This is a genomic window from Dyadobacter sandarakinus (assembly GCF_016894445.1).
Lineage (GTDB): Bacteria > Bacteroidota > Bacteroidia > Cytophagales > Spirosomataceae > Dyadobacter > Dyadobacter sandarakinus.
In genome coordinates this window covers 4,049,804-4,075,767 of the sequence record NZ_CP056775.1, presented here as the reverse complement: position 1 = coordinate 4,075,767, position 25,964 = coordinate 4,049,804, and the positions used below count along the sequence as shown (strand labels likewise).

The window sequence follows — 25,964 nt, the reverse complement described above, 5'->3', positions numbered from 1 at the left end:
ACTGGCATTTTTGTCTTGACAATTATTTGTCAGTCAATGCACCTTTTATTAAATCTTGATGTCAGAATTTCAGGCTTATTTGTTGCTCGGGTTTAACCACATTACCGATTCCCGGGGTTACGATCACATTCTTTTCATTATGGCATTGTGTACCGTGTACACGCTGGTAGACTGGAAAAAGGTAGTTATTCTGGTGACAGCATTTACCATCGGGCATTCCGTTACGCTGGCACTCTCCACGCTTGGACTGGTGAATGTGGATAAAGACTGGATAGAATTGCTGATCCCGGTAACGATTGTCATTACAGCAGTTTTTAATTTTTTTTACAAAACCCCCAAGAGCCATGCTGCTCAGCCGGAACGTACTTCTTCATTCAGGTATGTGATTGCACTGGTGTTCGGGCTGATCCATGGACTGGGATTTTCCAATTACCTGCGCGCACTGCTCGGTCAGGAAGCGGAGATCACAAGTCCTTTGCTGGGCTTTAATATCGGCCTCGAGCTGGGCCAGCTGATCATCGTCTTCATTGTACTCTGCATTGCATTTGTGGCCATTGAGCTGTTGCGGGTACAGCGCATGAGCTGGGTGAACATTCTTTCGGGCATTATTGCAGGAATGGCATTGTCCCTTATTTTAAACAACGAATTTTTCAGAAGTCTGACCACAGTCAACACAACTACCGCAAGCCTAGCATATACCAATACCCATGATGATGAGAAAAACGCTGCTCCCGTTACTTACCCTGCTGATCACTGTGGCATCCTATGCCCAGCAGCTGCCTACGTCGCCTAACTACAAGGCCAACGACCGATTTGAACAACTGGGCACTGTGCTCCCAACGCCCAACTCAACCCGTGCCGCTTCCGGCGCACCGGGACGCGAGTACTGGCAGCAACGCGCCGACTACGATATCAAAGCCGAGCTTGACGATGAGAACCGCAGCATCAAAGGCACGGAAACCATTACTTTCTTTAATAATTCCCCGGATGAGCTTAAGTACATCTGGATGCAGCTCGACCAGAACCTTTTCAAGAAAGACGGGATCGGGGCTATGTCGCGTACCGGTACCATCAATGAAAAAGGAATGAGCACCAGCCAGCTGCAGGCGCTCAACAATGGCCGCGGCTCGTCCCTGGACGCTGATAAGGAATATGGTTACAAAATCGCATCCGTAAAAGACAAGGCCGGCAAGGCACTTCCTTTTACAATCAACAATACCATGATGCGTATTGATCTGCCAGCGGGCATGAAGCCTGCTACCAGCATCGTGTTTTCGGTGGAGTGGAGCTACAATATTACCGAGTACTATGGCCGGAGCGGTTACGAGTATTTTCCAAAAGACGGAAATGCCAACTATTTCATTGCGCACTGGTTTCCCCGCCTGGCTCCCTATGATGATGTAAATGGCTGGAACCACAAGCAGTTTCTGGGTCAGGGTGAGTTTGCGCTGATCTTTGGTAACTATAAAGTTGCGATTACGGTACCTGCTGACCACGTGGTGGCAGCCAGCGGCGAATGCCAGAACTATGCACAGGTACTTACTGCCGCACAGAAGCAGCGCCTGAAACAAGCCGAGACTTCAAAAACACCGGTTATGATCGTGACGCAGGCTGAGGCGGAAAAGGCAGAAAAGCGTGAAAATAAAAATCCGGGCAAGAAGACCTGGATTTACAAGGCTGACAATGTGCGTGACTTTGCATTTGCAAGCAGCCGCAAGTTTATCTGGGATGCGATGCAGCAGGATGTTTACAAAAGCGGCCGCAAAATCTGGTGTATGTCGGTGTACCCAAAGGAAGGTAACCCGCTATGGGAGCAATATTCGACACGCGCAGTAGCACATACCCTCAAATCTTACGGTGCGCGTACATTTGAGTACCCTTACCCTGTGGCCATATCATGTCACTCGATTGCGGGCGGAGGAATGGAGTACCCCATGATCAGCTTCAATGGCGGAAGGCCCGAAGAGGACGGTACTTACAGCGAAGCCACGAAATACGGAATGATCGGCGTGATTATCCATGAGGTCGGCCACAACTTTTTCCCGATGATCGTGAACTCCGATGAGCGCCAGTGGGCCTGGATGGACGAGGGTCTGAATACATTTTGCCAGTACCTTGCTGAAAAAGAATGGGACTACAACTTCCCTACACGGCGGGGCGAGCCCAATCAGATCACGGACTATATGTCTTCGGATAAATCCGTATTGACACCGATCATGGCTTCCGCGGAAAATGTGATCGGCCTGGGGCCCAATGCCTACGGAAAACCAGCTACGGCACTGAACATCCTGCGCGAGACGGTCATGGGCCGCGAGCTTTTTGATCATGCATTCAAAGAGTACGCAACAAGATGGCGCTTCAAAAGCCCGACACCTGCTGATTTTTTCAGGACGATGGAAGATGCTTCCGGCGTGGACTTGGACTGGTTCTGGAAAGGCTGGTTTTATGGTACCGAGCCTGTGGACCAGGATCTGGTGAGTGTCGACTGGTTTAACATCGACACGCAAAATCCGGAGATCGAAAAAGAGCTGGCGCGCAAGGAAGATGCCCGCCGGAAGACGACGATGAGCAAGATCCAGGATGCCAAAACCAAAGGAGAAACCGTAGTAGCTCAGGACTCGACCATGGCCGACTTTTACAACCGGTATGATCCGTTTAAAGTGACCGATGCTGACCGCCAGAAATACGAGCAGTACCTGTCAACCCTGACCGAGTCGGAGAAAGATCTGATCCGGAACAATACCAACTTTTATACATTGTCCGTCAAAAACAAAGGCGGACTTCCCATGCCTGTGATCGTAAAAATGGACTTTGAGGATGGTACGGATTCTGTGGCCGTATTTCCTGCGGAGATCTGGCGCTTCAATGATGCCCAGATCAACAAGGTGATTGCAACCAAAAAGAAGGTGGTACAATGGACACTGGACCCATACTTCCAGATCGCCGACATTGATACTGAAAATAATGCATTCCCGAGAGTTGCCAAACCTACGAGGTTCCAGATTTTCAAGCAGCAGCAAATGAGGCGTACGCCCAATCCGATGCAGCAGGAAGGTACGGGAGCAGGAAAGATTACGACTCCTAAGAATTAGTATTCCGGATTGGTATGGTCAAGGGCTTGTTGCGGGTACGAATCCCTGCGACAAGCCCTTTTTCCTGAAGGTACCACTCAGGCCAGATGCTAAAAAAATGCAAATATTTATGCCTTTGAGAATCAGAATCGAAGCATTTTGTAAATGGTCGATTACATTTGAAACAAAAACCGACAGGTTTAATGTTCAGCATAGTATTAATTGGAAAGGCTGCACACAGCGGTATCAACTACACTCCCTGCACTTTCAAAATATCATCAACTATCAGTATGCACGTACCTTCAATTTTCCGAGCAGAAAATAGTATTCAGACTGATTTACAGGCTTTTCACTTACCAAAATTCCGCTTTTGATATTTTCTCCTTCACTTCGTAAAACGTGTGCAGGTGTATCGCACCTGCCGGCTTTCCGCACACTCAGACATTATACCCGTCTGATTTCCAAATAAAAACAACCTTTCCGCAAGCGCAGTATTTCGGACTGCTATGCAAAAAAGAAAGAAAGGGCTATCTAAAATTTGAATTCCAAGGCAAACAAAACAACTACATATGAAATTCGCATTATGCCCTTTTCTGTCCGGGATCAAGACAGTTGTGAGGTGTTCAGGGATGATTCTGGGGATTGGGATGCTGGTCCTGACTACCTGTCGGGCACAAACTACTCCCAATTTACAATGGGAGCGCGCAAGGGGAGGAAGCAGGCTGGATCAGCTTTTTGCCTTGCAGCAAACCGCTGACGGCGGCTACATTGTCGGTGGTGCATCGGAGTCAGGGATCAGTGCCGATAAGTCGGAAATTACCCAGGGCGACAGGGATTTCTGGATTCTGAAACTGGCACCGGATGGCAGCAAGGAGTGGGACAAAACTTTTGGTGCATCCAGCGAAGATGTACTTTATTCACTCCAGCAGACGCGTGACGGAGGGTACATCCTGGGCGGGTACACCTATGGCGCAGGCGGCGATCTGTCGGGCGTGGTACGAGGCGGGTCGGATTACTGGGTTATCAAGCTTTCTGCAGACGGCACAAAGGAGTGGGACCGGGTGTTTGGCGGTGATTCCTTTGAAATTCTCAGGGGCGTGCAGCAGACCAGCGACGGTGGCTATATTCTTGGCGGGTATTCCAATTCGGGGATCAGCGGGGATAAAACAGAAGACCGGCGGGGAACCATGCAAACAAATGATTACTGGGTGGTAAAAATTTCCGCCAATGGCACAAAGCAATGGGACAAGACTTTCGGCGGAGGCCTGAATGACCAGCTCTACGCAATCCAGCAAACCAGGGATGGTGGCTACATCATGGGAGGGACCTCCACGTCAGGTATGGGGGGCGATAAGTCGGAAACCAACCAGCTGTCCGGAGAATATGAATATGACAGTGATTACTGGATTGTTAAAATCGCTGCAAACGGTACCAAGCAATGGGACCGGACGCTGGGTGGAGACGGAGCAGAGGATTTGCGTGCATTAAAAGAGACTTCAGACGGCGGGTTCATCCTTGGTGGCCAGTCCGAAGCCATAGCGAGCGGCGATAAAACCGAAGAGCCCAAAGGAGCCTCGGACTACTGGGTGGTAAAGCTGTCGCCGGCAGGAGAAAAGCAGTGGGACCGTACCATAGGCAGTGCCAGCCGTGACGAGCTGCATGCCCTGCTGCAATCGCCGGACGGCTCATTCATACTTGCTGGATCGTCGGAGTCGTGTGCCTGTGGTGATAAAACGGGAAAAAGCCGGGGGAGCTTCGACTACTGGGTCGTAAAACTTTCTATGAACGGTACTACTGTAATCTGGGATAAAACAGTGGGTAGCAAAGGTGCGGATAACCTCCGGGCTGTGGCACCTACTTCGGATGGAGGTTACCTGCTGGGTGGATATACGGATGCAGGCGCAGGCGGAGAGAAAAGCCAGGTGTCCCGCGGAAGCTACGACTACTGGATTGTAAAGCTCGAAGCAGACCAGCCACCCCTGCCTGTAACCCTGATAACATTTGCAGGCCATACAGAGGGTAACATGGCTGAGCTCAGCTGGGCTACTACTTCCGAAACACAGAGCAGCTTTTTTGAAATACAGCAAAGTACCGATGGTAAGTCCTGGAACAAGCTTGGCATCGTAAATGCAAAAGGAGAGAGCAACAGTCTTGTCAGCTACCAGTATGCACATGCCCGTATAGCAGCAGGCAGCAAAAACCTGTACAGGCTCAGGATCGTGGATGCGGATGGAAAGTTTACCTATAGTAAAATCATCAGCCTGACATTCGGGGAAGTAGAAAGGGTAAGTATATATCCCAATCCCACTTCCGAAATACTGTCATTTCAGGGCTCTGACTGGAAACAGGTACGCAAGGTGGAGTTGATCAACAGCCGGTCGGCAGTTGTTTATTCATCTGCAAAACCGGTCAGGAGTATAGATGTAAGCCGCTTGCAGCCAGGGTTGTACTTCGCCAGGGTTGTACGGAAAGATGGTACTAGCCAGCTCCATAAAGTGGTAGTAGCACACTGACAAAAGACTTTCCAGGAATATAGCCGGTCATACCTAAAAGTTGCCATTCATAACAATGGTAACTTTTTTTTAACATGGTACCTTGCATCACAAAGTACCTGTGTATACCTTTGTAGTGTTAGATCTCAGCATCTATCTATTAGCCATGAACGAGTCATTTTAATTAACACATGAAAGCACATGAATATTGAAAATGCCCAGGTGCAGATGCGCAAAGGAATTCTGGAATTCTGCATCCTGCACATCATATCGCGGGGCGAAGTATATGCCTCCGATATGTTGGATGAACTGACGTCCGCGCACATTATGGTGGTGGAAGGTACGTTGTACCCGCTTCTTACCCGGTTGAAAAACTCGGGCTGGCTGGATTACAAATGGGTGGAATCATCGTCTGGTCCGCCGAGGAAATACTATGTTTTGACGGAAGAGGGGAAGATTTTCCTGAATGCCATGCAGTCAACCTGGTTTGAGCTGGCCGAGTCGGTGCAAACCGTGATCAAACGCACGGAAGACATGGGAAAAGCTGCATCGCATGATTTATCCGACCCTAACTGATTTCATTAAAGACATTCGATTATTTCAATCATGAAAAAGACCATCAGCATTAATATAGGCGGCGTCATATTCCATATCGAAGAGGATGGCTACGAGAAATTGAAAGTTTACCTTTCGTCCGTGCAGCGCTACTTCTCTTCTTTTGCCGACAGCAAAGAAATCATCTCAGACATTGAAAGCAGGATTGCAGAACGTTTTTACAACAAACAAAAAGCCGAAAACAAGCAGGTAATATCCCTGGCCGACGTAGACGAGCTCATTGCGGCGATGGGTACCGTGGCTGATTTTGAAGCCATTGAACAAGCCGAAGATATCCTTGCCGATCCGCTGGAAACCGCAGCGAGGACTGCTCATACCCACACGCAGATTCCCCGTGAGGAACCTTCTGCAGCGCCTTTTCCGCCCAAAACGGAGGCCCCACGGACATCAGCAGCTCCCAGAAAGCTTTTTCGTGACCTGCGGCGCAAGCTGATTGGTGGTGTGGCGGCAGGACTTGCGCACCATTTTACGATAGATCCGATCTGGGTGCGCCTGGCCTTTCTTTTTGCAGTAATCGGACTGCCCGCAGGCTCAGGCATGCTGGACCTGAACATGGAAGATGCATTTGGGCCGTTTTCAGCTTTTGTAACGCTGGTATACATTGCCATGTGGATAGCTTTTCCAGGATCGGTTACCCTGGAAGAAGATGCCAAGATCAAGAAGTTTTACCGTGATCCGGACCGTAAGGTTGTAGGCGGTGTGGCAGCGGGTGTGGCTTCATACTTTGGGGTAGACCTGGGTGTTGTACGTTTTATATGGGTATTGTCGATCCTGCTGTTTGGTACAGGTGTGATCATTTACATCGTACTTTGGGTGATTGCGCCGGCTGCAAAAACATTGACCGAGAAAATGGAAATGCAGGGCGAGCCGATTACGCTCTCCAATATCGAATCCAACATCAAGCAAAGCCTTAATCTGGATGAAAAAGCGGGAGAAGAGCATATTGTAACCAAAATCCTGCTCTTTCCTTTTCGCGCGATTGCACTGATCATTACGGCAGTAGGTAAGCTGCTGAGGGGAGTAGGGCCAGTACTGCGCATCTTTATTGGTGTGTTGCTTGTGGCAATGGCCGTCATGTCGCTCCTGGGACTGCTGATTGGGGGCAGCGTAGCATTCGGGCTTGCCAGCTTTGCTACTTTCGACGATCTGCCTGCTCCATTCCTGATCTTCCAGGAACTGCCGGGCGTGGTGGTCTTCTCAGGACTGCTCGTGGCAGCAGTACCTTTAATCACGTTCCTGCTGCTGGGACTTACCCTGTTGTCCAACAAGAGAGTTGTAACAGCTTCGGTATGGCTGACCCTCCTGGGACTTTGGATCGTGGGCATCATCGGGGCTACGATTGGTGGCGTAAGCTACCAGCGTAACTTTGCCAAAAGGGGAGAAATATTGCAGACAAGCTACTATGCCTTCCCACAGGGCACCCTCACACTCGACAGGAGGGAGGATCATGAGGAGGAAAACATCGGGACCAGCATCAAGCTCACGGGGTACAATGCCTCCACAGACAGTCTGCGTCTTGAAAAAACAATTTATGCAAGAGGAAGAACAAGAGAAGATGCCCGCAAAAATGCCGAGGGTATCCAGTACAATCCTGAATTCAGGGATTCGCTCATGATTTTTGCGGAAGGTCCTGCATTGGGCACAAAGGGACCATTCCGCGACCAGCACATTGATCTTAACCTGAACATTCCATATAATAAGACATTCAGGATCACGCGTGACTTCTACTATCAGCTTTCACATTGGGAAGACAATCATAAAGCCCTCACCAAATACAACCTGGAAGGCGATGAAGTGATATGGAAAAACCTGCTGTGGACCATGCGTCCCGATTCAGGGCTGATATGTGTCAACCTTCCTGCCCAGTTTCTGAATACGGAAAGCAATCAGGAAAATCAGGAAAATGAAGATATGTCAATCAATTATGACAATGAAGACAGTAATGTGGACCTGGGCGAAAGAGGCAACTACATCAAGCAGTTCACGGTTGGTACCTTCAATAAAGTACAGGTTGCGGGTGCATTTTCAGTAATTGTGCGGCCAGGCTCCGAGTTCAATGTCAGTGCCGATTCGGACAGTCAGGAGGACGTGGATAACCTTTCGGTTTATACGGAAGATGGTGAGCTGCATATCAAGCGGAAAGACGAGTTCAGCATTTTTGACAGCAACAAATGGAAGCGGGTAGGGCTGGTTATTACAATGCCCACGGTGGAAGGTGTTGCCATTACAGGAGCAAACCGCGCCCGGATCGTTGATTTCACAGGGCTGAACAAGCTCAACGTGGATGTTTCCGGAGCGTCCAAAGTAGAGGTAAGTGTGGAAACGGTAGAACTGGACGTGGATATGTCGGGAGCATCCAAACTGTACCTGAAAGGCTCGGCACGCAATGCGCACCTCGAAGCCAGCGGCGCGTGCAAAATGACCGCTACCGATATGCGCATTGAGCAGGCAGATGTAAAAGCATCCGGCGCCTCCAAAATCGAGCTCGGCCACATTCCGCAGCTGAACAGTAATGCAAATGGCGCCAGTAAGATTAATGCACAGCAATAACGTGCTCGTGCAACTTTTGTCACCGGTACGCCATCTCTTGTAAAAAACCTAATCTTTGAATACGATGAAAAAAGCTTTCTTACTTCCCATTTTTGCCCTGATCATCACCATTGCATGCGATGCCCAGGATACCAGAAGTTTTTCTGCCTCCGGCTTTACAAAGGTGTCCATGGGCAGTGCCTTCCGGATTGACGTGAAACAGGGAAAACAATTCAGCATTCATACCAGCGGCCGCCGCGAAGACCTGGAAGAGCTGGAAGCGTCTGTAAAAGGCGGCACATTGCACCTGGGTTACCGCAACAACAGCTGGACCAAAAGCCGCAAGCAGGTGAATGTCAGCATTACCATGCCTTCGCTGGAAGGTGTCGATTTTTCGGGTGCGTCCAAAGCGACCGTAGCACCATTCTCAGGTGTTAAAAGTATGGATATTGAAGTTTCAGGGGCCTCGCAGGTAACCATGGAAGTATCGGCCCCCAAGGTGACCTTTGATCTTTCGGGTGCCTCTTCGCTTGTACTGACCGGTAAAGGAGACGTGCTGGATGGTGAAGTGTCGGGGGCTTCGTCCTTCAAAGGCCGTGATTTTTCAAGCAAAACCGCCAATATTGAAGCTTCCGGTGCCAGCAGTGCGCATGTCATGGCAAGTAACACTGTCCACGCTGATGCCAGCGGCGCCAGCAGCATCCGCTATGCCGGCGATGCCAGAGACGTGCATTCAAATACCTCGGGTGCAAGCTCGGTAAAGCGGGAGTGATCCATCGTTTGTCAAGCGTGCAAAAGCCGGCTCAGGTCACCTGGGCCGGCTTTTGTGTTTATGGGCAGTTTTCGTACATGTAGCTTGTTGTACGGACAAAGCCCGACGATGACAGCGATTGCCAGGTATCCCCGGTTGGATACCCTGAGCTGTTGAAAGTATAAGAAACCTTGGTATTGTACCGCTGCTCAGATCCGCCGATGGTACTAACACTATTAATTTCCTGAAGATTATTTTGTCCGGCAGACGTCTGGATTGTGATAATCGGTTCAGGAATTCCTTTAAAATCCTTCGGTATCAGCCAGTCAGGATTTTTCTGCTGATCATATTTAAATGTATCAGTGTAAACATTGCTCGCATTGACTGTTCTTACAAAAACTTCATTTCCATTGGCGTCAGAAACAATGGTGTACTCTGCAAAAGGGATCAGCTTGATCGTCCTGGTTCTGCTCACCGGATCATAAATTGTGACGTCTGAACCTGTTGCATTAGATCGTGTGTAGCCTCCGTCCGCTGCAAATGCAGTGGTGTAAACACCTCCTGATGAAGTTGTCTCAATGGTACTGGCAAGTGTGCCCCCGCTGTATTTCCATACTTTCGAGCTTTCGCTTTCAGTCACCTTTTTATTGACTTTGTCGCCGATTAATGTTTCAACAATTTTGGTAGATGATGACACGACTTTGCCGGCCTCATACACGAAACTTGTTGTTGAAACAGTTTCAACACTGATTTCATAATATGGCCCAAAGTCGCCTCTGCTGAACCGCCTTTTATTCTTGTTGCTTTGGAAAGCTGTGTGGGTTGCGGTTTTCAGAAAATCGTCTCCATCATAGTTCATCACATACTTTTGAACATTCCCGGACGATACGTCTCCGGCTTGTGAATTGTTGTCCGAGAAGGTATATGTAATTCCATACTCCGCTTCCGCTAATTTGCCTTCCTCGTCCAGTTTCACACTTTTGTATGACTGCTGCTTGGCCGATCCGTCCCCGTTGTTTTCGGTTCGCTGAAATCCCGTGTAGCGGCAGGCCGCAGCCTCAGGATGATCTTCGGTTGTACAGGAAAAAAAAGTAGATGTGTTGAAAAGGAAAATGATTGTCCATTTAAAAATACTTCGGAAGGAGTAATGCTGCATAATTGTATATAACAGGAACGGAGTTTGCGTATTCTTACAATTTGGGATAAAAGGCTTTCTTTTACAAATTGCATGGACTAACCGGAACGACGCGCTATATGATGAAGAGAAATTATACCTTGCTATGGGCCTTGCTGATGTTGTCGGGCGTAAATGTTTCGGCTCAAAAAAGAAACCTGTCTGGCCATAAATACATAAACCCGTTCGGCGTACTGAGTCTCACAGGCGGGCTGGGGATCGCCTACTATACCGGCGACCTGAGGGACGGGGTGAATATGAAGCACCTGGGCCTGGGCCCTTCGATTTCACTGGGCGCATTGTACCGCCTTACCGAACATGTCAGTGCACGCGGCGAGCTCCGGTTTTACCAGGTATCCGCTGATCAGAAATATTCCAAAAACTACCAGAACAACCTTTCTTTCCGTACCCGCAATCCCGACCTGAACATTGGGATCCAGGCAGAGCTTTTTTCCTTCAATAATCAACCCAAAGTAAATCCCTATCTCTTCGGCGGACTCGGTTTTACCTTGTTAAACCCGAAGGCAAAGCTGGATAACCAATGGTACAAGCTGGCACCATTACGGACGGAAGGGGTGAAATACAGCCGGCTTCCACTTGTTTTTACTGCCGGAATCGGTGTCTCTGTGAAAACGACGAACAGGCTTAGTCTGGGTGCAGAGCTTTGTAACAACTTTGTCAACTCCGACTATCTTGACGATGTCAGCACCGTTTATCCCAATCCTGATCTGCTGCCCGGCGACCTGGCCAGAAGGCTCTCCGACCGTGCCCCTGAAATCGGCGAACAGCCCCGCCAGCCCGGCTGGAACCGGGGAAGTGCCAAAAACAAGGATAGTTATCTTTTTTTACAAATGCGCGCTACCTACCTGATCGGGAACCGGCAGCAGGCATTGGAAAGAAAAAAAACGCGCTGCCCGAAATTCTGATCCCTTAAACCTGCAATATGTTAAAGCCGAAATCCCCGCGCCAGTCAGAAGTAACCATGACTGAAATGGTTTTACCCAATGATACCAACACCCTCAACAACCTGATGGGAGGCAGGCTGCTGCACTGGATGGACATTTGCGCAGCCATCTCAGCCCAGAAGCATTCCAACCGGATCGTTGTGACCGCTTCGGTGGATAATGTTTCATTTGCAGAGCCGATCCGGCTCGGAAACATTGTGACCATGAACGCCAAGGTGACGCGCGCATTCAACTCGTCCATGGAAGTATTCCTGGAAGTCTGGGCGGAGGATATTCCGGCTGGCGAGCGCGTGAGCACCAACCGGGCATTTTACACCTTCGTAGCCGTGGATCAGAACGGCCGGCCCATTGAGGTGCCCGGCCTGGAACCTGAAACGGAGCAGGAGCATGATCTTTATTTGAGTGCATTGAGGCGTCGCCAGCTCCGGCTTGTGCTTGGAGGGCGCATGAGCCCGGCAGATGCTACTGAGCTGAGAGCGCTATTTAAGGCAGAATAAATCGTTGTTGCCTCCATATTTTGGTAATTTTGCGACAACAATCCTTTATTGCTCATGCCTAAAAAGATCATATTTTCAGATAAAGCACCTGCACCCATCGGCCCGTACAGCCAGGCAGTGCAGGTGAACGGAACCCTGTACGTCTCCGGCCAGATCGCCGCTGATGTTGCCGGTTCCGGAGATATCAAAGCCGAAACCGGCATGGTAATGCAAAACATCGGACATATCCTCGGGGCAGCAGGTCTCGGGTTTTCCAATGTGGTAAAATCAACCATCTTCCTGAAAAACATGGACGATTTTACCTCCGTCAATGAAGTCTACGGCAGCTTTTTCACCAAAGACCCACCCGCCCGCGAAACCGTCCAGGTAGCCCGCCTGCCAAAGGATGTGAATGTTGAGATATCAGTCGTGGCGGTGGAGTAGGCATTGATAGTCATTTGTGGTCATTTGTAGTCAGGGGTGGTCAGGGTGGTCAGGGGTAGTCAGTTTTAGTCAGGAGTGGTCATTCATTGTCATTGATGGTCATTTGGTGTAAAAACAATACATGACAACAAATGACTACCAATGACAACCAATGACAACCAATGACAACCAATGACTACAAATGACTATCAATGACAACAAATGACAATCCCTGACCACCCCTGACAATCCCTGACAACACCTGACCACCCCTGACAATCCCTGACAACACCTGACCACCCCTACCCCCCAACCCCCAGTTCTAATTCAACTTTCGATCAAATCATCAAAATGACCAAACCAACAGTACGGGTAAGATTTGCCCCTAGTCCGACAGGGCCGCTGCATGCGGGAGGCGTGCGAACTGCTTTGTACAATTATCTTTTTGCCCGTCAGCAAGGGGGGCAAATGTTGCTGCGCATTGAAGACACCGACCAGAACCGCTACGTGCCCGGAGCGGAAGCATATATATTGGAAGCATTGCAGTGGCTGGGCATACAGATTGACGAAGGCCCGCAGCAAGGCGGCCCGCACGCACCCTACCGCCAGTCTGAGCGGAAGGAAATGTACCGGGAGTATGCTGAAAGACTTATTAGTGAAGGCAAGGCTTATTATGCATTTGACACTGCCGAAGAGCTTGACGCCATGCGCAAGCGGCTCGAAGCTGCCAAGGTAGCTGCTGCCCAGTACAATGCGATTACCCGGTTGGAAATGAGCAATTCGCTGACACTTTCGGCTGAGGAAACGAAAAAAAGGCTCGAAAGTGGCGATCCCTATGTGATCCGGATGAAGATCATGCCCAAGGAAGATGTACGGTTTAACGACCTGATCCGCGGCTGGGTAGTGGTACATTCATCACAAATTGACGATAAAGTCCTCCTGAAATCTGACGGTATGCCTACGTACCACCTCGCCAATATCGTGGACGACCATTTAATGGGCATTACCCACGTGATCCGGGGTGAAGAGTGGCTCCCCTCGGCACCATTGCACGTTTTGTTGTACAGATATCTGGGCTGGGAGAGTACCATGCCGCAGTTTGCACACCTTCCGCTGCTGCTCAAACCCGACGGGAACGGCAAGCTCTCGAAGCGGGATGCGGATTTAGGCGGTTTCCCGATTTTTCCGCTCGAATGGAAAGATCCGTTTACCGGCGAAAGAGCCAGGGGCTTCCGGGAAGAGGGATACCTGCCGGCTGCTACGGCCAACTTCCTGGCTTTGCTCGGCTGGAATGCCGGTACTGAGCAGGAAATGTTCAGCATGGATGAGCTGGTCAAATCATTCAGTTTTGACCGCGTACACAAGGCTGGAGCAAGGTTTGATATCCAGAAAGCAAAATGGTTCAACCAGCAATATCTGAAACAACTTGACGACGACCAGGTTGCCGGCGAGCTGGGGACTATTTTTCAGCAGCGCAATATAGAAGTGTCCGCCAAGCAGCTGGCACAGATCGTGCATCTCCTGAAAGACCGTGTGCATTTTGTACATGAGATTGCCGACGAATCCGTCTTTTTGTTCCATGCGCCTGAGGAGTACGATCAGGATGTTGTTGTTAAAAAGTGGAACGAGGAGGCAGTTACGGCCATAACCGGTTTTAAGGATGCACTGGCGGAGGACACCGGTGACTTTGCGGCCGAGCATATCAAGCATGTACTTTCGGGTACAATGGAAAAGCTCGGTATTAAAATGGGGAAAGTAATGCAGGCATTGCGCCTGGCGATCACAGGTGCAGGCCACGGCCCCGACCTGATGATCATCATGGAGATTCTTGGGAAAACCGAGGTAATTGCGCGGCTCGAAACTTCGCTCAACCGTTTGCCTGCCCAGATTCGCCTGGCATAATCCCTCCTGTGCCGTCCACGTCAAAATGAGTTGAATGCAGAGCAGGCGTATTATATTTTCGTAACAATTGAAAACAGGCTGTCTCACAGCTTCCATACACATGGCTAAAAAGAAACCAACCGATACAAGCCGCCCGGACACGGAGAAGCCGCGGGTCCACAAAGACCTGGAAGGTTTTGACATTCAGATCAATTCGTTCGGGGAAATTACCACGAGCTTTGATATGGATCGTATCAATGAATTTTTGAACAAGAATGTGGATGATAAGAAGCTCCGCGACCGGGAGGATATTCCAGGCAGGAAAACCCGCAAAACCAAGCGGAAGACTTCGGAGGAGGAAGAGGAGTAGCCTTTTTTGACCTTTTTCAATATGTATCGTCAACTTAACGCTTATGCGAAATGATCTCTCACGAAATTGATTACAGGATTATCGGCGACGATATCCAGGTGGTTGAAGTTGAGCTCGACCCAAACGAAACTGTTATTGCAGAGGCAGGTGCCATGCTTTTTATGGAAGACGGCATTCAGTTTGAAACCAAAATGGGCGATGGCTCAGAGCCTAACCAGAGCATTATGGGTAAAATCTTTCAGGCAGGAACCCGCATGCTGACCGGCGAGTCGCTGTTTATGACCCATTTTACAAACCGCGGCATCGGGAAAAGGAAAGTGGCATTCTCGGCTCCGTACCCCGGAACCATCATGCCGATAGACCTTTCCAAAATTTACGGTAACGAGCTGATCGTCCAGAAAGACGGATTTCTGTGTGCCGCCATGGGTACCAGCATGAAAATCCATTTCAACCAGCGTTTCGGGTCAGGCTTGTTTGGAGGTGAGGGTTTTATTTTACAAAAACTGAGAGGCGACGGTATGGCATTCGTACATGCCGGGGGCGTCGTGATGGAGCGCCAGCTCAACAATGAAACCCTGCGCATTGACACTGGTTGCGTGGTAGCATTTGAGCAGTCGCTGAGTTTTGATATCCAGCGTTCAGGAGGTTTGAAATCGATGGTTTTCGGGGGAGAAGGGATGTTCCTGGCTACTTTGCGCGGAACCGGCCGTTGCTGGATCCAATCCATGCCGATATCCAAACTCATCCAGCGGCTTTCGGCTGTGGGGCCTAATGCCCGCAAGGAAAGCGGCTCGGTGATCGGCGGACTGGGCAGTCTTTTTGAAGATTAGAAACAAGCATTTGATAAAATCGGGAGGCATTACATGCCTCCTTTTTTGTTTTATACCGGTAGAAAATTGTGCTGCCGCTTGCTCATCGCTTTGTAGGCGTTGAAAAAGATTTTTTGTTTTTGAAAAATCTTTTTCAACGGTAATCCCTCCATATGAAGCGATTTTACTTCGTTTTTATCCTCCTGCTGGCCTGCTTTCCCGCCCACTCCCAGCAGACGAACTCCCGCAACTACATCCTTCATCGCACCTTCAAGCAGTCAGGTGCTGCGCCCGATGATGTCAGTAAAGTCGTCACCCAGGTGCAGTACTTTGACGGGCTGGGCCGGCCTGTCCAGCGCGTGCTGGTTGGCCAGAGCCCTTCGGGCCAGGATTTGGTAGAAACCTCTGAGTACGATGCAGCCGGCAGGTTGTTTAAGAAGTATCTGCCTTATGCGGTTTCGGGCAAAGGTGCCTTTCAGCCCAATGCCGCTGCCAGCGGCACGGCCTGGTATTCGGCAAACCCGGCTGGCTTGCTGGGGACAGATCTGGGAAGGCCATATGCTGAGACCTTCTTTGAGCCTTCTGCTCTGGGCCGGGTCTCAGGCCAGCGGCTGCCTGGCGATAAAAGCGCAGCTTCCATCGTCAAGCGCAAGGTGAACAGCGCCAATCAGGTCAACCGCTATGATTATGATGTGGCCTCCAACAAGATCATCCAGGTGGGACAATATGCACCCGGGACCCTGGTGTATTTGAACACCACTGACGAGCAGGGCAATGTAGTCAACGAGTTCACCGACCTGTTGGGACAAATGATCTGCCGGCAGGTGATCGCTGCGGCGGGTAGCACCTTTCGACCTACTACGTCTTTGATGATCTGGGCCTGCTGCGGGGCATTTTGCAGCCCGCCTACCAGGATGTAGCCTCGCTCACTGATCATGCATTCACCTACGACTATGACGAGCGCCAGCGGCTGATCGTCAAACGTGTGCCCGGCCAGGGCGCTACCGAGCTGGTCTATGACCAGTATGACCGGCTGGCACTATCGCGCGATCCGGGCCAGCTCGGCCGGGGCGTGTGGGGCTTTACCAAGTACGATGCTTTGGACAGGCCCATTGCCTCCGGGGAGATTACTTCTTCAGCCACCCGCACCGACTGGTCAGTGATCGTGGATGCCTTAACCCAGCACCATGAAGAGCGCGCGAATGCAGGCATTGCAGGTTATACTTTGGATAAGACTGCGCCTAAGACGGCCAGTGAGGCTGATCTGCTTTCCATTACCTTCTATGATGATTACCAGTTTTCCAAAGCAGCAGGACTGGCCTATACCCCTGTCTACTATCCCGCCTGCAACCCGGCTGTAAAAGGACAGCTGACCGGCAGCCGCACCCGGATGCTTTCAGGAAGTGGGAACCTAGGCAGCTGGCTGACTGCTGTGACCTACTATGACACCGAGTACCGGCCTATCCAGGTGAGCCGGGAACTGTATGAGCTGGGCGCTGGCGCTGTCGAGCGGGCATCAACCCAGTACAAGTACGATCTGGCCCCCATAGCTGCCCAGCAAAAAACCGAGCAGCTACTTTCGGGCAATATCGTCAATACCCACCTTGCCAGCTACACCTACGACCATGCAGACCGGCTGCTGGACGTGAAAGAAAAAGTAACTGCGGGTGCTGGTACAGCCGAGGCTTACACCACCGCCCAGCGCTACAATGCCTTGGGGCAGCTGCAAAGCAAGTGGCTGCATTCCACAGACGGCATCCATTACCTGCGAAAAACCAATTACACCCACAATATTAGAGGCTGGCTTTCAGAAGGGAAAACCGTCTACAAGAAAAACGAAAACGGCCCTGAGCTGCCCTACTTTGGCTTTGGGCTCACCTACCAGAAAGCAAACACCTACACCAACGGCAACATTAGCCAAATGCAATGGGCCAACCCCGATGAAGCCAGCTTTACCAAAGGGCTCACCTTCACCTACGACGGGGCAAACCGCCTGACGGGCTCGACAGGAATCAACGGCTATGCCGATACAGAAAGTAGCATCACTTACGACAAGAACGGTAACATCAAGACGCTGAACCGCGCCGGAGCGGCTACTGACAACCTGGCCTATACTTACACCGGCAATCGGCTTTCGGCCGTCAGCGACAACTCGGCCAGTAACACCGGGGTGAAGTCCGGCAGCAGCACCTTTGCCTACGATCTGAACGGGAACATGACCAGCGATGGCACCCGCGGCGCGGCTTTGACCTACAACCAGGTTGATCAGCCTAAGAGTGTCACCATCGCTGGCAAAACGCAGGTCTACGATTATGATGCAAGTGGTGAAAAGCACAAGTATGCCGCAGATACGATCACGCTTAAATACGCAGGTGCCTTCGAGTACCGGCAGGTGGGTGCTAATAACAACTTCTATCGGCTTAGTTTAAGCGAAGGCCAGGCCGTGATGCGGAATGGTAAGCTGGTCTTTGAGTACTACCTTAAAGATCATTTGGGGAATGTCCGGGTAGTCTTTGATCAAAAAGGGAATGTGTTGCAGCGGACGGATTATTATCCTTTTGGGCTCGAAATAGATCGGAAGAACCCGGTGCAAATGCCCGCCGTCAGAAATGCGATCAACCGTTACAACTTCCTGGGACGGGAAAACCAGGTCGGCACTGGTTATATCGACCTTGTCCGCAGGTTCTACGACCCTACAATTGGCCGCTTTATCCAGATCGACCCCGTCATCGAAACGCAGGAACATCTTTCGGTCTACCAGTATGGATGGAATAATCCTATCTTGCGAAGTGATCCTAACGGGGATATGCCGGAATGTTGCGGGGGAATTGGTGATTTTCTGACAGGTGTAGGGCAGGCAATCAATGAAAATATGGGCTGGGGCAACCCGATGACTGCCCAGCCTGGCTATGTAGATTCCTACAATGCTGGAAGAACAGTTGGGCACTATGCTTCAATAGTGATTGGAGCAACCGGAGTTGCCGGGGGAGCTGCTGGAATAGCGGCATCAGGAGGCATAGTGGGCGGCAGTGGCGGTGCGGCGATTCCAGTGGCGGCGGTAGTAGCGACTGGATCGGCTGGTTTGGCTGCTCTAGGTAACAAGGTCGCCGTAAGTGCCATTGATAATCTTAAAAATGACAAAGGAAGGATTAATGCGAATGCATATTCTGACCGAACAGACAAACAACTTCAAAGTTCTAAATCAAGCTACGAAAAGCTCATAACGGAACATAAGCAAAAACTAAATGACTTTAAATCAGATCCACTTGGTAAAAGTGATCCAAACAAGCTAAAAGAAGCGATGAAGGGAGGGGCAGATGCAGTTAAAAAATTTTTGCAGGGACGAGTTGAATCATTAAATAAGCAAATAAAGAAGCAAGAAGGGGAGCTAAATAAAATTAATCAGGAAATTGACCGCAGAAATCAATGATTAAAGTAAAAAAAGAGCAACTGAACTATTTTTTTCAAAAAATAGTGGATTTTCTACCTTCTGAAATCGATTTATCGGAAGATAGTTATTGGCTTATAGGAAGCGATAACTGGACAGATTTTAGCAAGGATGTGCCAGCGGATGTCGGCTCACTAACGGACGATTGGCATTTTCTGAGTCAATTGATAAACGAAAAGAGACAAGTAGCTAGTGCTGACTTAGATAGGTTGTCATCGATCCTTAGAGCGATAAGTCAGGAAATTAATCCGATCTGACTAGGCGGAGCGGAGCCTTTATAGGTTTATCTAAGAGTCGACTCCACCCGTAAAGTGCCCATACGGTTCAGAAACGGGGTTTACTTGTAAAGAAATTCTGTTGAGATCAAAAAGAAGCCCCTCAAAGCGTGTCCTGACGGATGGGTTTTGAGGGCTTCTCGTATTGTAGCAAAGTGGAAATCAGCTACACGGCGTACTGCTTTTTGGCATTAAAATCACGTATCAGTGCATCAATGACCATAAAGATCTGCATGCGGTCGGCGTCGGGCATCTTGGCCATCTGTTGCATACGATTGAGCGTTTGCTTGTCGAGTTCCATATCTGAATTCCCCACCAGGTAATCCACCGACATCTGCAACGCATCTGCCAACTTGATGGCCACCTCTATCAAAGGTTTTACTTCCCCTCTTTCATACCTGCCTATCACGGGGGCATGTACACCAATGGCCTTTACCAGTTCCTCCTGAGAGGATTTTTTGGCTTTGCGGATACTTAAAAGGCGCTCTCCAAACACCATAAAATGCCTGATTAGAATATATTTTCTGTGTATTGAGCAGAGTAGTAGTTTTATCTCTTTGATTAAAATGCCTCAGCAAAGAAGCATAAGTATACCTCCGACACCCTGACGCTTAAATATGCAGGTGCCTTCGAGTACCGGCAGGTGGACGCTGCTAACAGCTTCTACCTGCTTAGTTTAAGCGAGTGACAGGCCGTGATGCGGAATGGTAAGCTGGTCTTTAAATACTACCTTAAAGATCATCTGGGCAACATCCGCATTGTTTTTGATCAAAAAGGGAATGGGTTGCAGCGGACGAATTATTATCCTTTTGGGCTCGCCATCAACCTCGATGGAGCGCAGCCCAAAGTGCGCAATGGCGTAAACCGGTATTTGTACAATGGCAAGGAGTTACAGGTCGGGAGTGGGTTTCTGGATGATGGGCCAGGATGTATATGCCAGAGGTTGGACAGTGGAATGGCATGGATCCATTAAGTGAAAAGTATCCCTTTGAGTCTCCCTACAATCATGCCGGTAACAATCCGGTGTCCAATATTGACCTCTTTGGTTTAGATTGATTTATCAAGGCAGACGGAACTATACAATTTAACCCTAATGTAAAAATCGAAAAAGGATGTAGGTACATGACAAACCTACATTAGCAAAGCGTACACTTTCAACATAAGCAACGGAAGTGTAAGTTGTGAAAAAACAGAAGCATTTTTACACAAACTAAACTGATGCCTATAACCAAATCTGGAACAACTTAACAAATGCGCTACCGCGCATGGAGATCCAGGACATCCTGAAAGCCTTCCTAGATAGGCTCAAACAGAATACACATTATCTTACCAAGACCCTTCAAAACAAAAAGGTCCGGACGGATACCGCCCGGACCTTGCTTCAATACCTGTTACTAGTTATAACCGGGATTTTGTGGGGACAGGCTAGGATTGTTTTTCATCTCCTGAATACCCAGCGGGAATAGCAAATGTTTTTCCTCCAAAGCAGCGCCGCCACTTACGTTGAGGTTACGATGTCCGACAAAATTGTCAAACCCTTTGGTCGTTTCGTTGAATACCTTGCGCAAACGTACCATATCGAACCAGGTAATGCCTTCGTAAGCGAATTCATACCAGCGCTCTCTCCATACCGCTTCGCGGAACGTGGTCTGCGTGTAAGTACCCAGTGCCGGTGTTTTCAGCTGTGCACGGTCGCGGATGCGTTTGAAAGCATCGTATGCTTCCTGAGTCGGGCCGCTTACTTCATTCTGTGCTTCTGCATAGATCAGCAGCACTTCTGCGTAGCGCATCTGGTTTACATTCAGGTTGTTCAGACGGGTAGGGGTAATGCCCGGGCCGCCCAATGCATTGACGTTGAAGTATTTGAACACATACGGAGCACCCAGGTCAAACTTCTCACCGGTACCGTTGGTATAGTACGTCGTGTAAAACCAGCCTTCCTGGTCTTTGGTACGAAGATCGCCTGTTTCATAAGAGTTGTAGAATGAAAGCGTAGGCACTGTACTTCCCGTTCCGCTTGGTCCCGCGTAGGTAACCGCCTTAAAGTTCGGGAAGAAGTCATTCAGCGGGAAACCAGCTACTACAGAATTGTACTGAATCTGGAACAGGTGCTCCACGCGGTTTTTCAAACCTTCCTGATGCAGTTCCTTGTAGGTACCGAACAGGTTCAGCGTCGACGGGTTGGCTTTGGAGTAGTTGATCACTTCCAGTGCTTTATCAGCCGCCAGCTTGTAATGCGATGCTCCTTTTTGCAGCGGGAAGCCTGCCATCGTCAGGTACACTTTCGCCAGGTATGCTTTTACAGCCATTTTGGACACGCGTCCATCGTTATTAAAATCCGCCAGTCCGGCCGCTTCCGCAGCCTGAAGGTCTTCTAAGATCAGGTTGTAAACCTGCTCCTGCGGTGCTCTCGGCGGAAAGAAATCCTCCGACTCGGCAGTTTGCGGTTTGGTCACCAGAGGCACATCTCCCCATAATCTTACGGCGTAGAAATAAGCCCATGCACGCAGGAAGCGGGCTTCTCCGATCAGGCGGTTTTTCTGCTGTTCACCACTCCCGGCAGGAAATTGGATCGTCGGGATCTTTTCAATGGCCAGGTTAGCATTCGCGATTACGCGGTACAAGCCGTTCCACCAGTTGCTGATATGACCTGTGTTGCCATCGTAAATGAGGGCATACAGGTTGTTCAGGTCCGAATTCTGGCCTGTTTCAGTAGTAGCTGTTCCGGTTGGGGCTTCCAGCATTTGCCAGTTGGCCGAGAAGATACCCGCACCGTCACCAATGAAGCGGGTTTCGGCATAGGCAGCAGCCACTGCAGCTTCGGCGTGGTCAGGAATGGTGTAGAAGGTATCCGGTTGCAGGTTGGACGGGTCCTGCTCGTCGAGGAAGTCGGAGCAGGCTGTCGGGCCCAGCAGGATTGCCCCGCAGAGCATTAGCTTATAGAAATTCTTGTTATTTAGTTTCATGCTGAAATTCATAATAAAATGATACAACGGTTCAGGTTGTTAGAATGCGATCTGAATACCTCCCAGGTAAGTGGTTGGTTTCGGGTAGCTGTGCCAGATCATCCCCTGCGAGAATACGTTGTCGGAATCACCACCGCGGATCGGAGTCTGTTCAGGGTCACCAAACGGATATTTGCTGATGATAAAGAAGTTCTGGGCAGAAACGTACAGTCTCAGCTTGCTCAGTTTCATCTTGCTCACCAGTTCCGAAGGCAGGTTATAGCCCAGCAACAGGTTACGGCCGCGAATGAATGAACCGTCGAAAATCCAGCGGGTATCTACGTTGGTTACATACCCGGCTTTGGTATCACGGATTTGCGCAATAGGCGTATTCTGGTTTTCAGGAGTCCATGCATCAAGTACCGTGGTGTAGCTGTTGGCCAGTGCCTGGCGGTCTTCGCTTGCGTGCAGGTTCATGTCCATCAGATCGTTTCCGTACGAGAACTGCAGATCGAAGGTCACGTCAAAGTTTCCGAAACGCAGGTTGTTGGCAAATGATCCCCAGCCTTTTGGAGAACCGTTACCAATAATGCTGCGGTCAGCATCTGTGATCGCTTTGTCACCATTTCTGTCAAGATACTTGATATCGCCTGGCAGCATGGTCAAGTTACCGCGATAGCTCTTGAATTCAGCAGCCTGTGCAGCTTCGGCTGTGCTCCATGTGCCCAGACGGGTCAGACCCCAGAATGCACCTGCCGGCTCACCGATACGGATGATGCTGGTTTGGTTGGTGATCGAAGGACCGCCCACCCCGAAGATGTCAGATGGTGTGGCCAGCGACAATACTTTGTTCCGGTTGAACGAAATGTTGAAGCTGGAAGTCCATGTGAAGTTCTGTTTTTCGATGTTCGTGGTATTCAGACCAAATTCGAAACCTTTGTTCTCCATGGAACCGATGTTCTTTCTGATGGTACCGTAGCCACTGGTACGTGGTACAGGCGCATCTAAAAGCATGTCGGTGGTTTTGCGATAGTAGTAATCTGCTTCAAGTGAAATTCTGCCTTTCAGGAAGCTGATTTCCAGACCACCGTCAGTTTGGGCCGTTTTTTCCCAGCGCAAATCATTGTTGGCAAGCCTGTTGATACCGGTTCCACCAATACGGGTATCGCCGTAAACTGCTGCATAGTTGGATCTCAGAAGTCCCAGTGACGAGTAGGGAGGAATTTCCGAGTTACCTGTCAAACCATAGCTGGTACGAACTTTAAGGCTGGAGATAACTGTGTTTCCTTTCAGGAAAGGTTCATCAGACACTTTCCAGGCCAGAGCCGCAGAAGGAAAGAATGCGAATTTGTGGTTATCACCGAATTTGGAAGAACCATCCGCACGTCCTGTCACAGTAACCAGGTACTTGTCGAGCAAGGTATAGTTCAAACGCCCGAAGTACGAGTTGAATGCAAAACGCTGCGCACCCGACACGTATGGGTTGGACGAAGGTGCTACCGAACCTGCACCTAGGTTGTCATAGGTATAGTAGTCAGTAGAAAAATTCTGTGCACCTACACCCGTGGTAGCTACATTGGTTTCCTGCCATGAAATCCCTGCAAGGGCATTTACGGAGTGGATGCCAAACGATTTGTTATAAGTCAGCAAGTTCTCCCATGACCAGAAAGTCTCTTTTCTGGTTTCTTTTCTTGCCGTACCCAATTCATTCGGCGTCAACGTACGTGTTTGCGACTGGTTTACTTCCTGGTTGATCACGTTCACACCCAATACCGAGCGGAATTCAAGACCTTTGGCCAGGGTAATGTTTCCGTAAAGGCTACCCAGGGTAGTTTGCGTATTCAGGTTGTACTTGCGTCCGTACAGCCGGTGTACCGAGCTGAATGAACCTTCCGCACCGGGATAGTCGCGGTTGTTGGCATAGGAGCCATCCGGCCATTTTACTGGCAGGAACGGAAAGTCTTCCACCATCTGGCGGGGTACTGCGTCGTTGATATCGACCAGGTTTTCAGCCTGGCTGTTATAGCTTAGTGTACCACCGAGGCGCAGCCATTTCTTCACCTGATCATCAATGCTGAACCGTGTTGCATAACGTTTCAGGTAGGATGTTTTGATCAGACCCTGGTCATCACGGTAGTTAAGCGACAGCGAGTAGGTAGTTCTTTCGTTTCCGCCGCTGAAACCCAGCTGGTGGTTTTGGGAAACACGGTTCTGCGTTGACTCACGGAACCAGTCTGTGTCGTAGTTCGGAGAGAATGTACCGTCTGCATTTTTAGTAAATACGTCAGGGTGAGCTGCTGCAAGCTGTGCACGGCGTACAAGTGGATCGTGGGTTTTGTATTTACCTGCTTTCCAGCCTTCCGGATCAAACTTCTCCATGTTGCGGTAGGAGAGGTCTTCCACATCCATGTACTGTTGCGCATTCAGCACTTTCGCTCTTTTCGGGCCCACGGTGGGTACGCTCAGGTCAAGACCGTAAGTGATCTGGCTCTCGCCCGATCTGCCTTTTCTGGTAGTAATGAGGATAACACCGTTGGCGCCACGCGCACCATAGATTGCAGTGGATGATGCATCTTTCAAAACCTCTACGGATACAATGTCGTTCGGGTTAATGAAGTCGATTGCCTGGCTTTGCTGGTTCTGGTTTCCTTGCGGAAGCATTACGCCGTCCACTACATACAACGGGTTGTTGGAAGAGTTGATCGAGCTGAAACCACGGATACGCACGTTGGCACGTCCGCCCGGCCGGCCGGAGTTTACGTTTACCTGTACACCGGACACTTTACCCTGAAGAGCCTGGTTCAATGAAGGAGCAGGACGCTCTCTCAGTTGCTCTTCTTTCACGGAGCCTACAGAGCCGGTCAGGTCAGATTTGCGCGCTGTACCGTAACCGATAACAACCACTTCGCTCAGCGCTTTGGTATCCGAAACCAGTGGAATATCGAGCGTGGTACGGGTGCCTACCTGAACTTCCTGGGCTACATAACCCACAAAGCTGAAAACCAGGGTCGCGCCCTGATCCGGCACACTAAGGGTATAGTTACCGGAAGCATCCGTTACAGTACCATTGCTGGATCCCTTTACAACTACGTTTACGCCGGGCAGTCCTTCATTATTCTGCTGGTCCGTTACGCGTCCTTTCACTGTTTTGTCAATGGAAGAGCTGGCCAGCATGCTGGCTTTGTTCACGAGCAGGGAAGTACCCATGCTGCTTTCATTGCCTTTGTAAAGCACAATCTGATCTTCTTTCACTCCGTAAGTGATACCATGAGGTTTCAGCATTTCGTCCAGTACATCGGACAGCGCTTTGCCCTGTACATTCATGGTCACCTTCATATCGTTTTTAACGACACGGCTGCTGAAAATGAACTTCACCTTGGTTGTCTGTTCCAGCTGAAGCAATGCGCTGCGCAGCGAGGCGTCCTTTACCGAAAGCTCGGTTTTCTGGTTCAGGAAATTTTGTTCCACGAAAGCAGTCGCCTGTACGCCAAGGCTGGCGAGCGACAGGAGCAGGAGCAGGATGGAGTTTCGCATGTCCCTTCGCCGGGACATACTGGGCATGGAATTGTTCCTTTTCATAATGTTAGGTTGTAATAGATAAAACTTTGAGCATCTTAGTTGGTCAGGTCTGAATTAGCCGAAGCCGGCACGAAGCGCATTCACGTAATGTTCTTGATCATATCACGCAGGGTTTTAATTGTTTGTAATGAACGATGTGGGTTAAATGTTACTGGATGCAA

Annotated in this window: 21 protein-coding genes; 17 read left to right on the top strand and 4 right to left on the bottom strand. The window is 49.8% G+C overall.

From position 1 onward, the window contains the following. The first annotated feature begins 58 nt into the window (after window positions 1-58). The 6 genes from HWI92_RS16470 (at window position 59) to HWI92_RS16445 (ending at window position 9,479) form a co-directional block, all read left to right on the top strand. A complete protein-coding gene (locus tag HWI92_RS16470; RefSeq protein ID WP_204657291.1) occupies window positions 59-793 on the top strand; it encodes a HupE/UreJ family protein in 735 nt (244 codons plus the stop codon). Next, window positions 714-3,092 carry a M1 family metallopeptidase gene (locus HWI92_RS16465; protein WP_204664624.1) on the top strand — a complete coding sequence of 793 codons (2,379 nt, stop codon included), beginning with the start codon at window positions 714-716 and terminating at the stop codon, window positions 3,090-3,092. Before HWI92_RS16470 ends, HWI92_RS16465 begins: the two co-directional genes overlap by 80 nt. 548 nt (window positions 3,093-3,640) lie before the next feature. Next, on the top strand, window positions 3,641-5,584 hold the full coding sequence (locus tag HWI92_RS16460; RefSeq protein ID WP_204657289.1) for a T9SS type A sorting domain-containing protein: 1,944 nt from the start codon (window positions 3,641-3,643) through the stop codon (window positions 5,582-5,584). Window positions 5,585-5,764: 180 nt separating this feature from the next. Continuing rightward, window positions 5,765-6,139 carry a PadR family transcriptional regulator gene (locus HWI92_RS16455; protein WP_204657287.1) on the top strand — a complete coding sequence of 125 codons (375 nt, stop codon included), beginning with the start codon at window positions 5,765-5,767 and terminating at the stop codon, window positions 6,137-6,139. Window positions 6,140-6,169: 30 nt separating this feature from the next. Continuing rightward, on the top strand, window positions 6,170-8,728 hold the full coding sequence (locus tag HWI92_RS16450) for a PspC domain-containing protein (RefSeq protein ID WP_204657285.1): 2,559 nt from the start codon (window positions 6,170-6,172) through the stop codon (window positions 8,726-8,728). A gap of 64 nt (window positions 8,729-8,792) precedes the next feature. Further along, window positions 8,793-9,479 (top strand): head GIN domain-containing protein, encoded by a 687-nt coding sequence (locus tag HWI92_RS16445; protein ID WP_204657283.1) that lies wholly within the window; start codon window positions 8,793-8,795, stop codon window positions 9,477-9,479. Between the two features lie 58 nt (window positions 9,480-9,537). On the opposite strand, the gene HWI92_RS16440 is transcribed toward HWI92_RS16445, so the two are convergent. Beyond that, window positions 9,538-10,614 (bottom strand): hypothetical protein, encoded by a 1,077-nt coding sequence (locus HWI92_RS16440; protein WP_204657281.1) that lies wholly within the window; start codon window positions 10,612-10,614, stop codon window positions 9,538-9,540. A 98-nt stretch (window positions 10,615-10,712) separates the two neighbouring features. On the opposite strand from HWI92_RS16440, the gene HWI92_RS16435 reads away from it, so the two are divergent. From HWI92_RS16435 to HWI92_RS16395, 9 genes are all read left to right on the top strand, one after another. Beyond that, window positions 10,713-11,558 (top strand): outer membrane beta-barrel protein, encoded by an 846-nt coding sequence (locus tag HWI92_RS16435; protein WP_229248128.1) that lies wholly within the window; start codon window positions 10,713-10,715, stop codon window positions 11,556-11,558. Between the two features lie 17 nt (window positions 11,559-11,575). Continuing rightward, the gene (locus HWI92_RS16430; protein WP_204657279.1) at window positions 11,576-12,094 is read left to right on the top strand and encodes an acyl-CoA thioesterase; all 519 of its coding nucleotides are present in this window, start codon (window positions 11,576-11,578) and stop codon (window positions 12,092-12,094) included. A gap of 54 nt (window positions 12,095-12,148) precedes the next feature. Next, window positions 12,149-12,517 (top strand): Rid family detoxifying hydrolase, encoded by a 369-nt coding sequence (locus HWI92_RS16425; RefSeq protein ID WP_204657277.1) that lies wholly within the window; start codon window positions 12,149-12,151, stop codon window positions 12,515-12,517. Window positions 12,518-12,847: 330 nt separating this feature from the next. After that, on the top strand, window positions 12,848-14,398 hold the full coding sequence (gene gltX, locus HWI92_RS16420) for a glutamate--tRNA ligase (protein WP_204657275.1): 1,551 nt from the start codon (window positions 12,848-12,850) through the stop codon (window positions 14,396-14,398). Between the two features lie 100 nt (window positions 14,399-14,498). After that, window positions 14,499-14,747, top strand: coding sequence for a hypothetical protein (locus HWI92_RS16415; protein WP_204657273.1), 249 nt, complete (start codon window positions 14,499-14,501; stop codon window positions 14,745-14,747). 50 nt (window positions 14,748-14,797) lie between these two features. After that, a complete protein-coding gene (locus HWI92_RS16410) occupies window positions 14,798-15,577 on the top strand; it encodes a TIGR00266 family protein (RefSeq protein WP_204657271.1) in 780 nt (259 codons plus the stop codon). A gap of 152 nt (window positions 15,578-15,729) precedes the next feature. Further along, on the top strand, window positions 15,730-16,476 hold the full coding sequence (locus HWI92_RS16405) for a DUF6443 domain-containing protein (protein ID WP_204657269.1): 747 nt from the start codon (window positions 15,730-15,732) through the stop codon (window positions 16,474-16,476). Beyond that, window positions 16,452-18,986: an RHS repeat domain-containing protein gene (locus tag HWI92_RS16400; protein ID WP_204657267.1), complete on the top strand. Its 2,535-nt coding sequence runs from the start codon at window positions 16,452-16,454 to the stop codon at window positions 18,984-18,986. Before HWI92_RS16405 ends, HWI92_RS16400 begins: the two co-directional genes overlap by 25 nt. Beyond that, entirely contained in the window at window positions 18,983-19,261 is a 279-nt protein-coding gene (locus HWI92_RS16395) for a hypothetical protein (protein ID WP_204657265.1), read from the top strand. The genes HWI92_RS16400 and HWI92_RS16395 overlap by 4 nt, the downstream gene beginning before the upstream one ends. 184 nt (window positions 19,262-19,445) lie before the next feature. Here HWI92_RS16395 and HWI92_RS16390 read toward each other — a convergent pair whose 3' ends face one another. Continuing rightward, window positions 19,446-19,778 carry a helix-turn-helix domain-containing protein gene (locus HWI92_RS16390; RefSeq protein ID WP_204657263.1) on the bottom strand — a complete coding sequence of 111 codons (333 nt, stop codon included), beginning with the start codon at window positions 19,776-19,778 and terminating at the stop codon, window positions 19,446-19,448. A gap of 195 nt (window positions 19,779-19,973) precedes the next feature. Here HWI92_RS16390 and HWI92_RS16385 point away from each other — a divergent pair, with 195 nt between their 5' ends. Together HWI92_RS16385 and HWI92_RS25645 are read left to right on the top strand one after the other, a co-directional pair. Further along, the gene (locus tag HWI92_RS16385; RefSeq protein WP_204664864.1) at window positions 19,974-20,252 is read left to right on the top strand and encodes a hypothetical protein; all 279 of its coding nucleotides are present in this window, start codon (window positions 19,974-19,976) and stop codon (window positions 20,250-20,252) included. Further along, a complete protein-coding gene (locus tag HWI92_RS25645) occupies window positions 20,207-20,335 on the top strand; it encodes a hypothetical protein (protein ID WP_374757880.1) in 129 nt (42 codons plus the stop codon). Before HWI92_RS16385 ends, HWI92_RS25645 begins: the two co-directional genes overlap by 46 nt. Before the next feature lie 338 nt (window positions 20,336-20,673). Here the strand turns inward: HWI92_RS25645 and HWI92_RS16375 are convergent, their stop codons facing one another. After that, window positions 20,674-22,245, bottom strand: coding sequence for a RagB/SusD family nutrient uptake outer membrane protein (locus HWI92_RS16375; RefSeq protein WP_229248126.1), 1,572 nt, complete (start codon window positions 22,243-22,245; stop codon window positions 20,674-20,676). A 39-nt stretch (window positions 22,246-22,284) separates the two neighbouring features. After that, window positions 22,285-25,803 (bottom strand): TonB-dependent receptor, encoded by a 3,519-nt coding sequence (locus HWI92_RS16370; protein ID WP_374757879.1) that lies wholly within the window; start codon window positions 25,801-25,803, stop codon window positions 22,285-22,287. Window positions 25,804-25,964 lie beyond the last annotated feature (161 nt).

What these genes read in the sequence shown, in the direction of transcription:
- HWI92_RS16470 (WP_204657291.1), top strand. Translation starts at nt 59, where the DNA reads ATGTCAGAATTTCAGGCTTATTTGTTGCTCGGGTTTAACCACATTACC.
- HWI92_RS16465 (WP_204664624.1), top strand. Translation starts at nt 714, where the DNA reads ATGAGAAAAACGCTGCTCCCGTTACTTACCCTGCTGATCACTGTGGCA.
- HWI92_RS16460 (WP_204657289.1), top strand. Translation starts at nt 3,641, where the DNA reads ATGAAATTCGCATTATGCCCTTTTCTGTCCGGGATCAAGACAGTTGTG.
- HWI92_RS16455 (WP_204657287.1), top strand. Translation starts at nt 5,765, where the DNA reads ATGAATATTGAAAATGCCCAGGTGCAGATGCGCAAAGGAATTCTGGAA.
- HWI92_RS16450 (WP_204657285.1), top strand. Translation starts at nt 6,170, where the DNA reads ATGAAAAAGACCATCAGCATTAATATAGGCGGCGTCATATTCCATATC.
- HWI92_RS16445 (WP_204657283.1), top strand. Translation starts at nt 8,793, where the DNA reads ATGAAAAAAGCTTTCTTACTTCCCATTTTTGCCCTGATCATCACCATT.
- HWI92_RS16440 (WP_204657281.1), bottom strand. Translation starts at nt 10,614, where the DNA reads ATGCAGCATTACTCCTTCCGAAGTATTTTTAAATGGACAATCATTTTC.
- HWI92_RS16435 (WP_229248128.1), top strand. Translation starts at nt 10,713, where the DNA reads ATGATGAAGAGAAATTATACCTTGCTATGGGCCTTGCTGATGTTGTCG.
- HWI92_RS16430 (WP_204657279.1), top strand. Translation starts at nt 11,576, where the DNA reads ATGTTAAAGCCGAAATCCCCGCGCCAGTCAGAAGTAACCATGACTGAA.
- HWI92_RS16425 (WP_204657277.1), top strand. Translation starts at nt 12,149, where the DNA reads ATGCCTAAAAAGATCATATTTTCAGATAAAGCACCTGCACCCATCGGC.
- gltX (WP_204657275.1), top strand. Translation starts at nt 12,848, where the DNA reads ATGACCAAACCAACAGTACGGGTAAGATTTGCCCCTAGTCCGACAGGG.
- HWI92_RS16415 (WP_204657273.1), top strand. Translation starts at nt 14,499, where the DNA reads ATGGCTAAAAAGAAACCAACCGATACAAGCCGCCCGGACACGGAGAAG.
- HWI92_RS16410 (WP_204657271.1), top strand. Translation starts at nt 14,798, where the DNA reads ATGATCTCTCACGAAATTGATTACAGGATTATCGGCGACGATATCCAG.
- HWI92_RS16405 (WP_204657269.1), top strand. Translation starts at nt 15,730, where the DNA reads ATGAAGCGATTTTACTTCGTTTTTATCCTCCTGCTGGCCTGCTTTCCC.
- HWI92_RS16395 (WP_204657265.1), top strand. Translation starts at nt 18,983, where the DNA reads ATGATTAAAGTAAAAAAAGAGCAACTGAACTATTTTTTTCAAAAAATA.
- HWI92_RS16390 (WP_204657263.1), bottom strand. Translation starts at nt 19,778, where the DNA reads ATGGTGTTTGGAGAGCGCCTTTTAAGTATCCGCAAAGCCAAAAAATCC.
- HWI92_RS25645 (WP_374757880.1), top strand. Translation starts at nt 20,207, where the DNA reads ATGTATATGCCAGAGGTTGGACAGTGGAATGGCATGGATCCATTAAGT.
- HWI92_RS16375 (WP_229248126.1), bottom strand. Translation starts at nt 22,245, where the DNA reads ATGAAACTAAATAACAAGAATTTCTATAAGCTAATGCTCTGCGGGGCA.
- HWI92_RS16370 (WP_374757879.1), bottom strand. Translation starts at nt 25,803, where the DNA reads ATGAAAAGGAACAATTCCATGCCCAGTATGTCCCGGCGAAGGGACATG.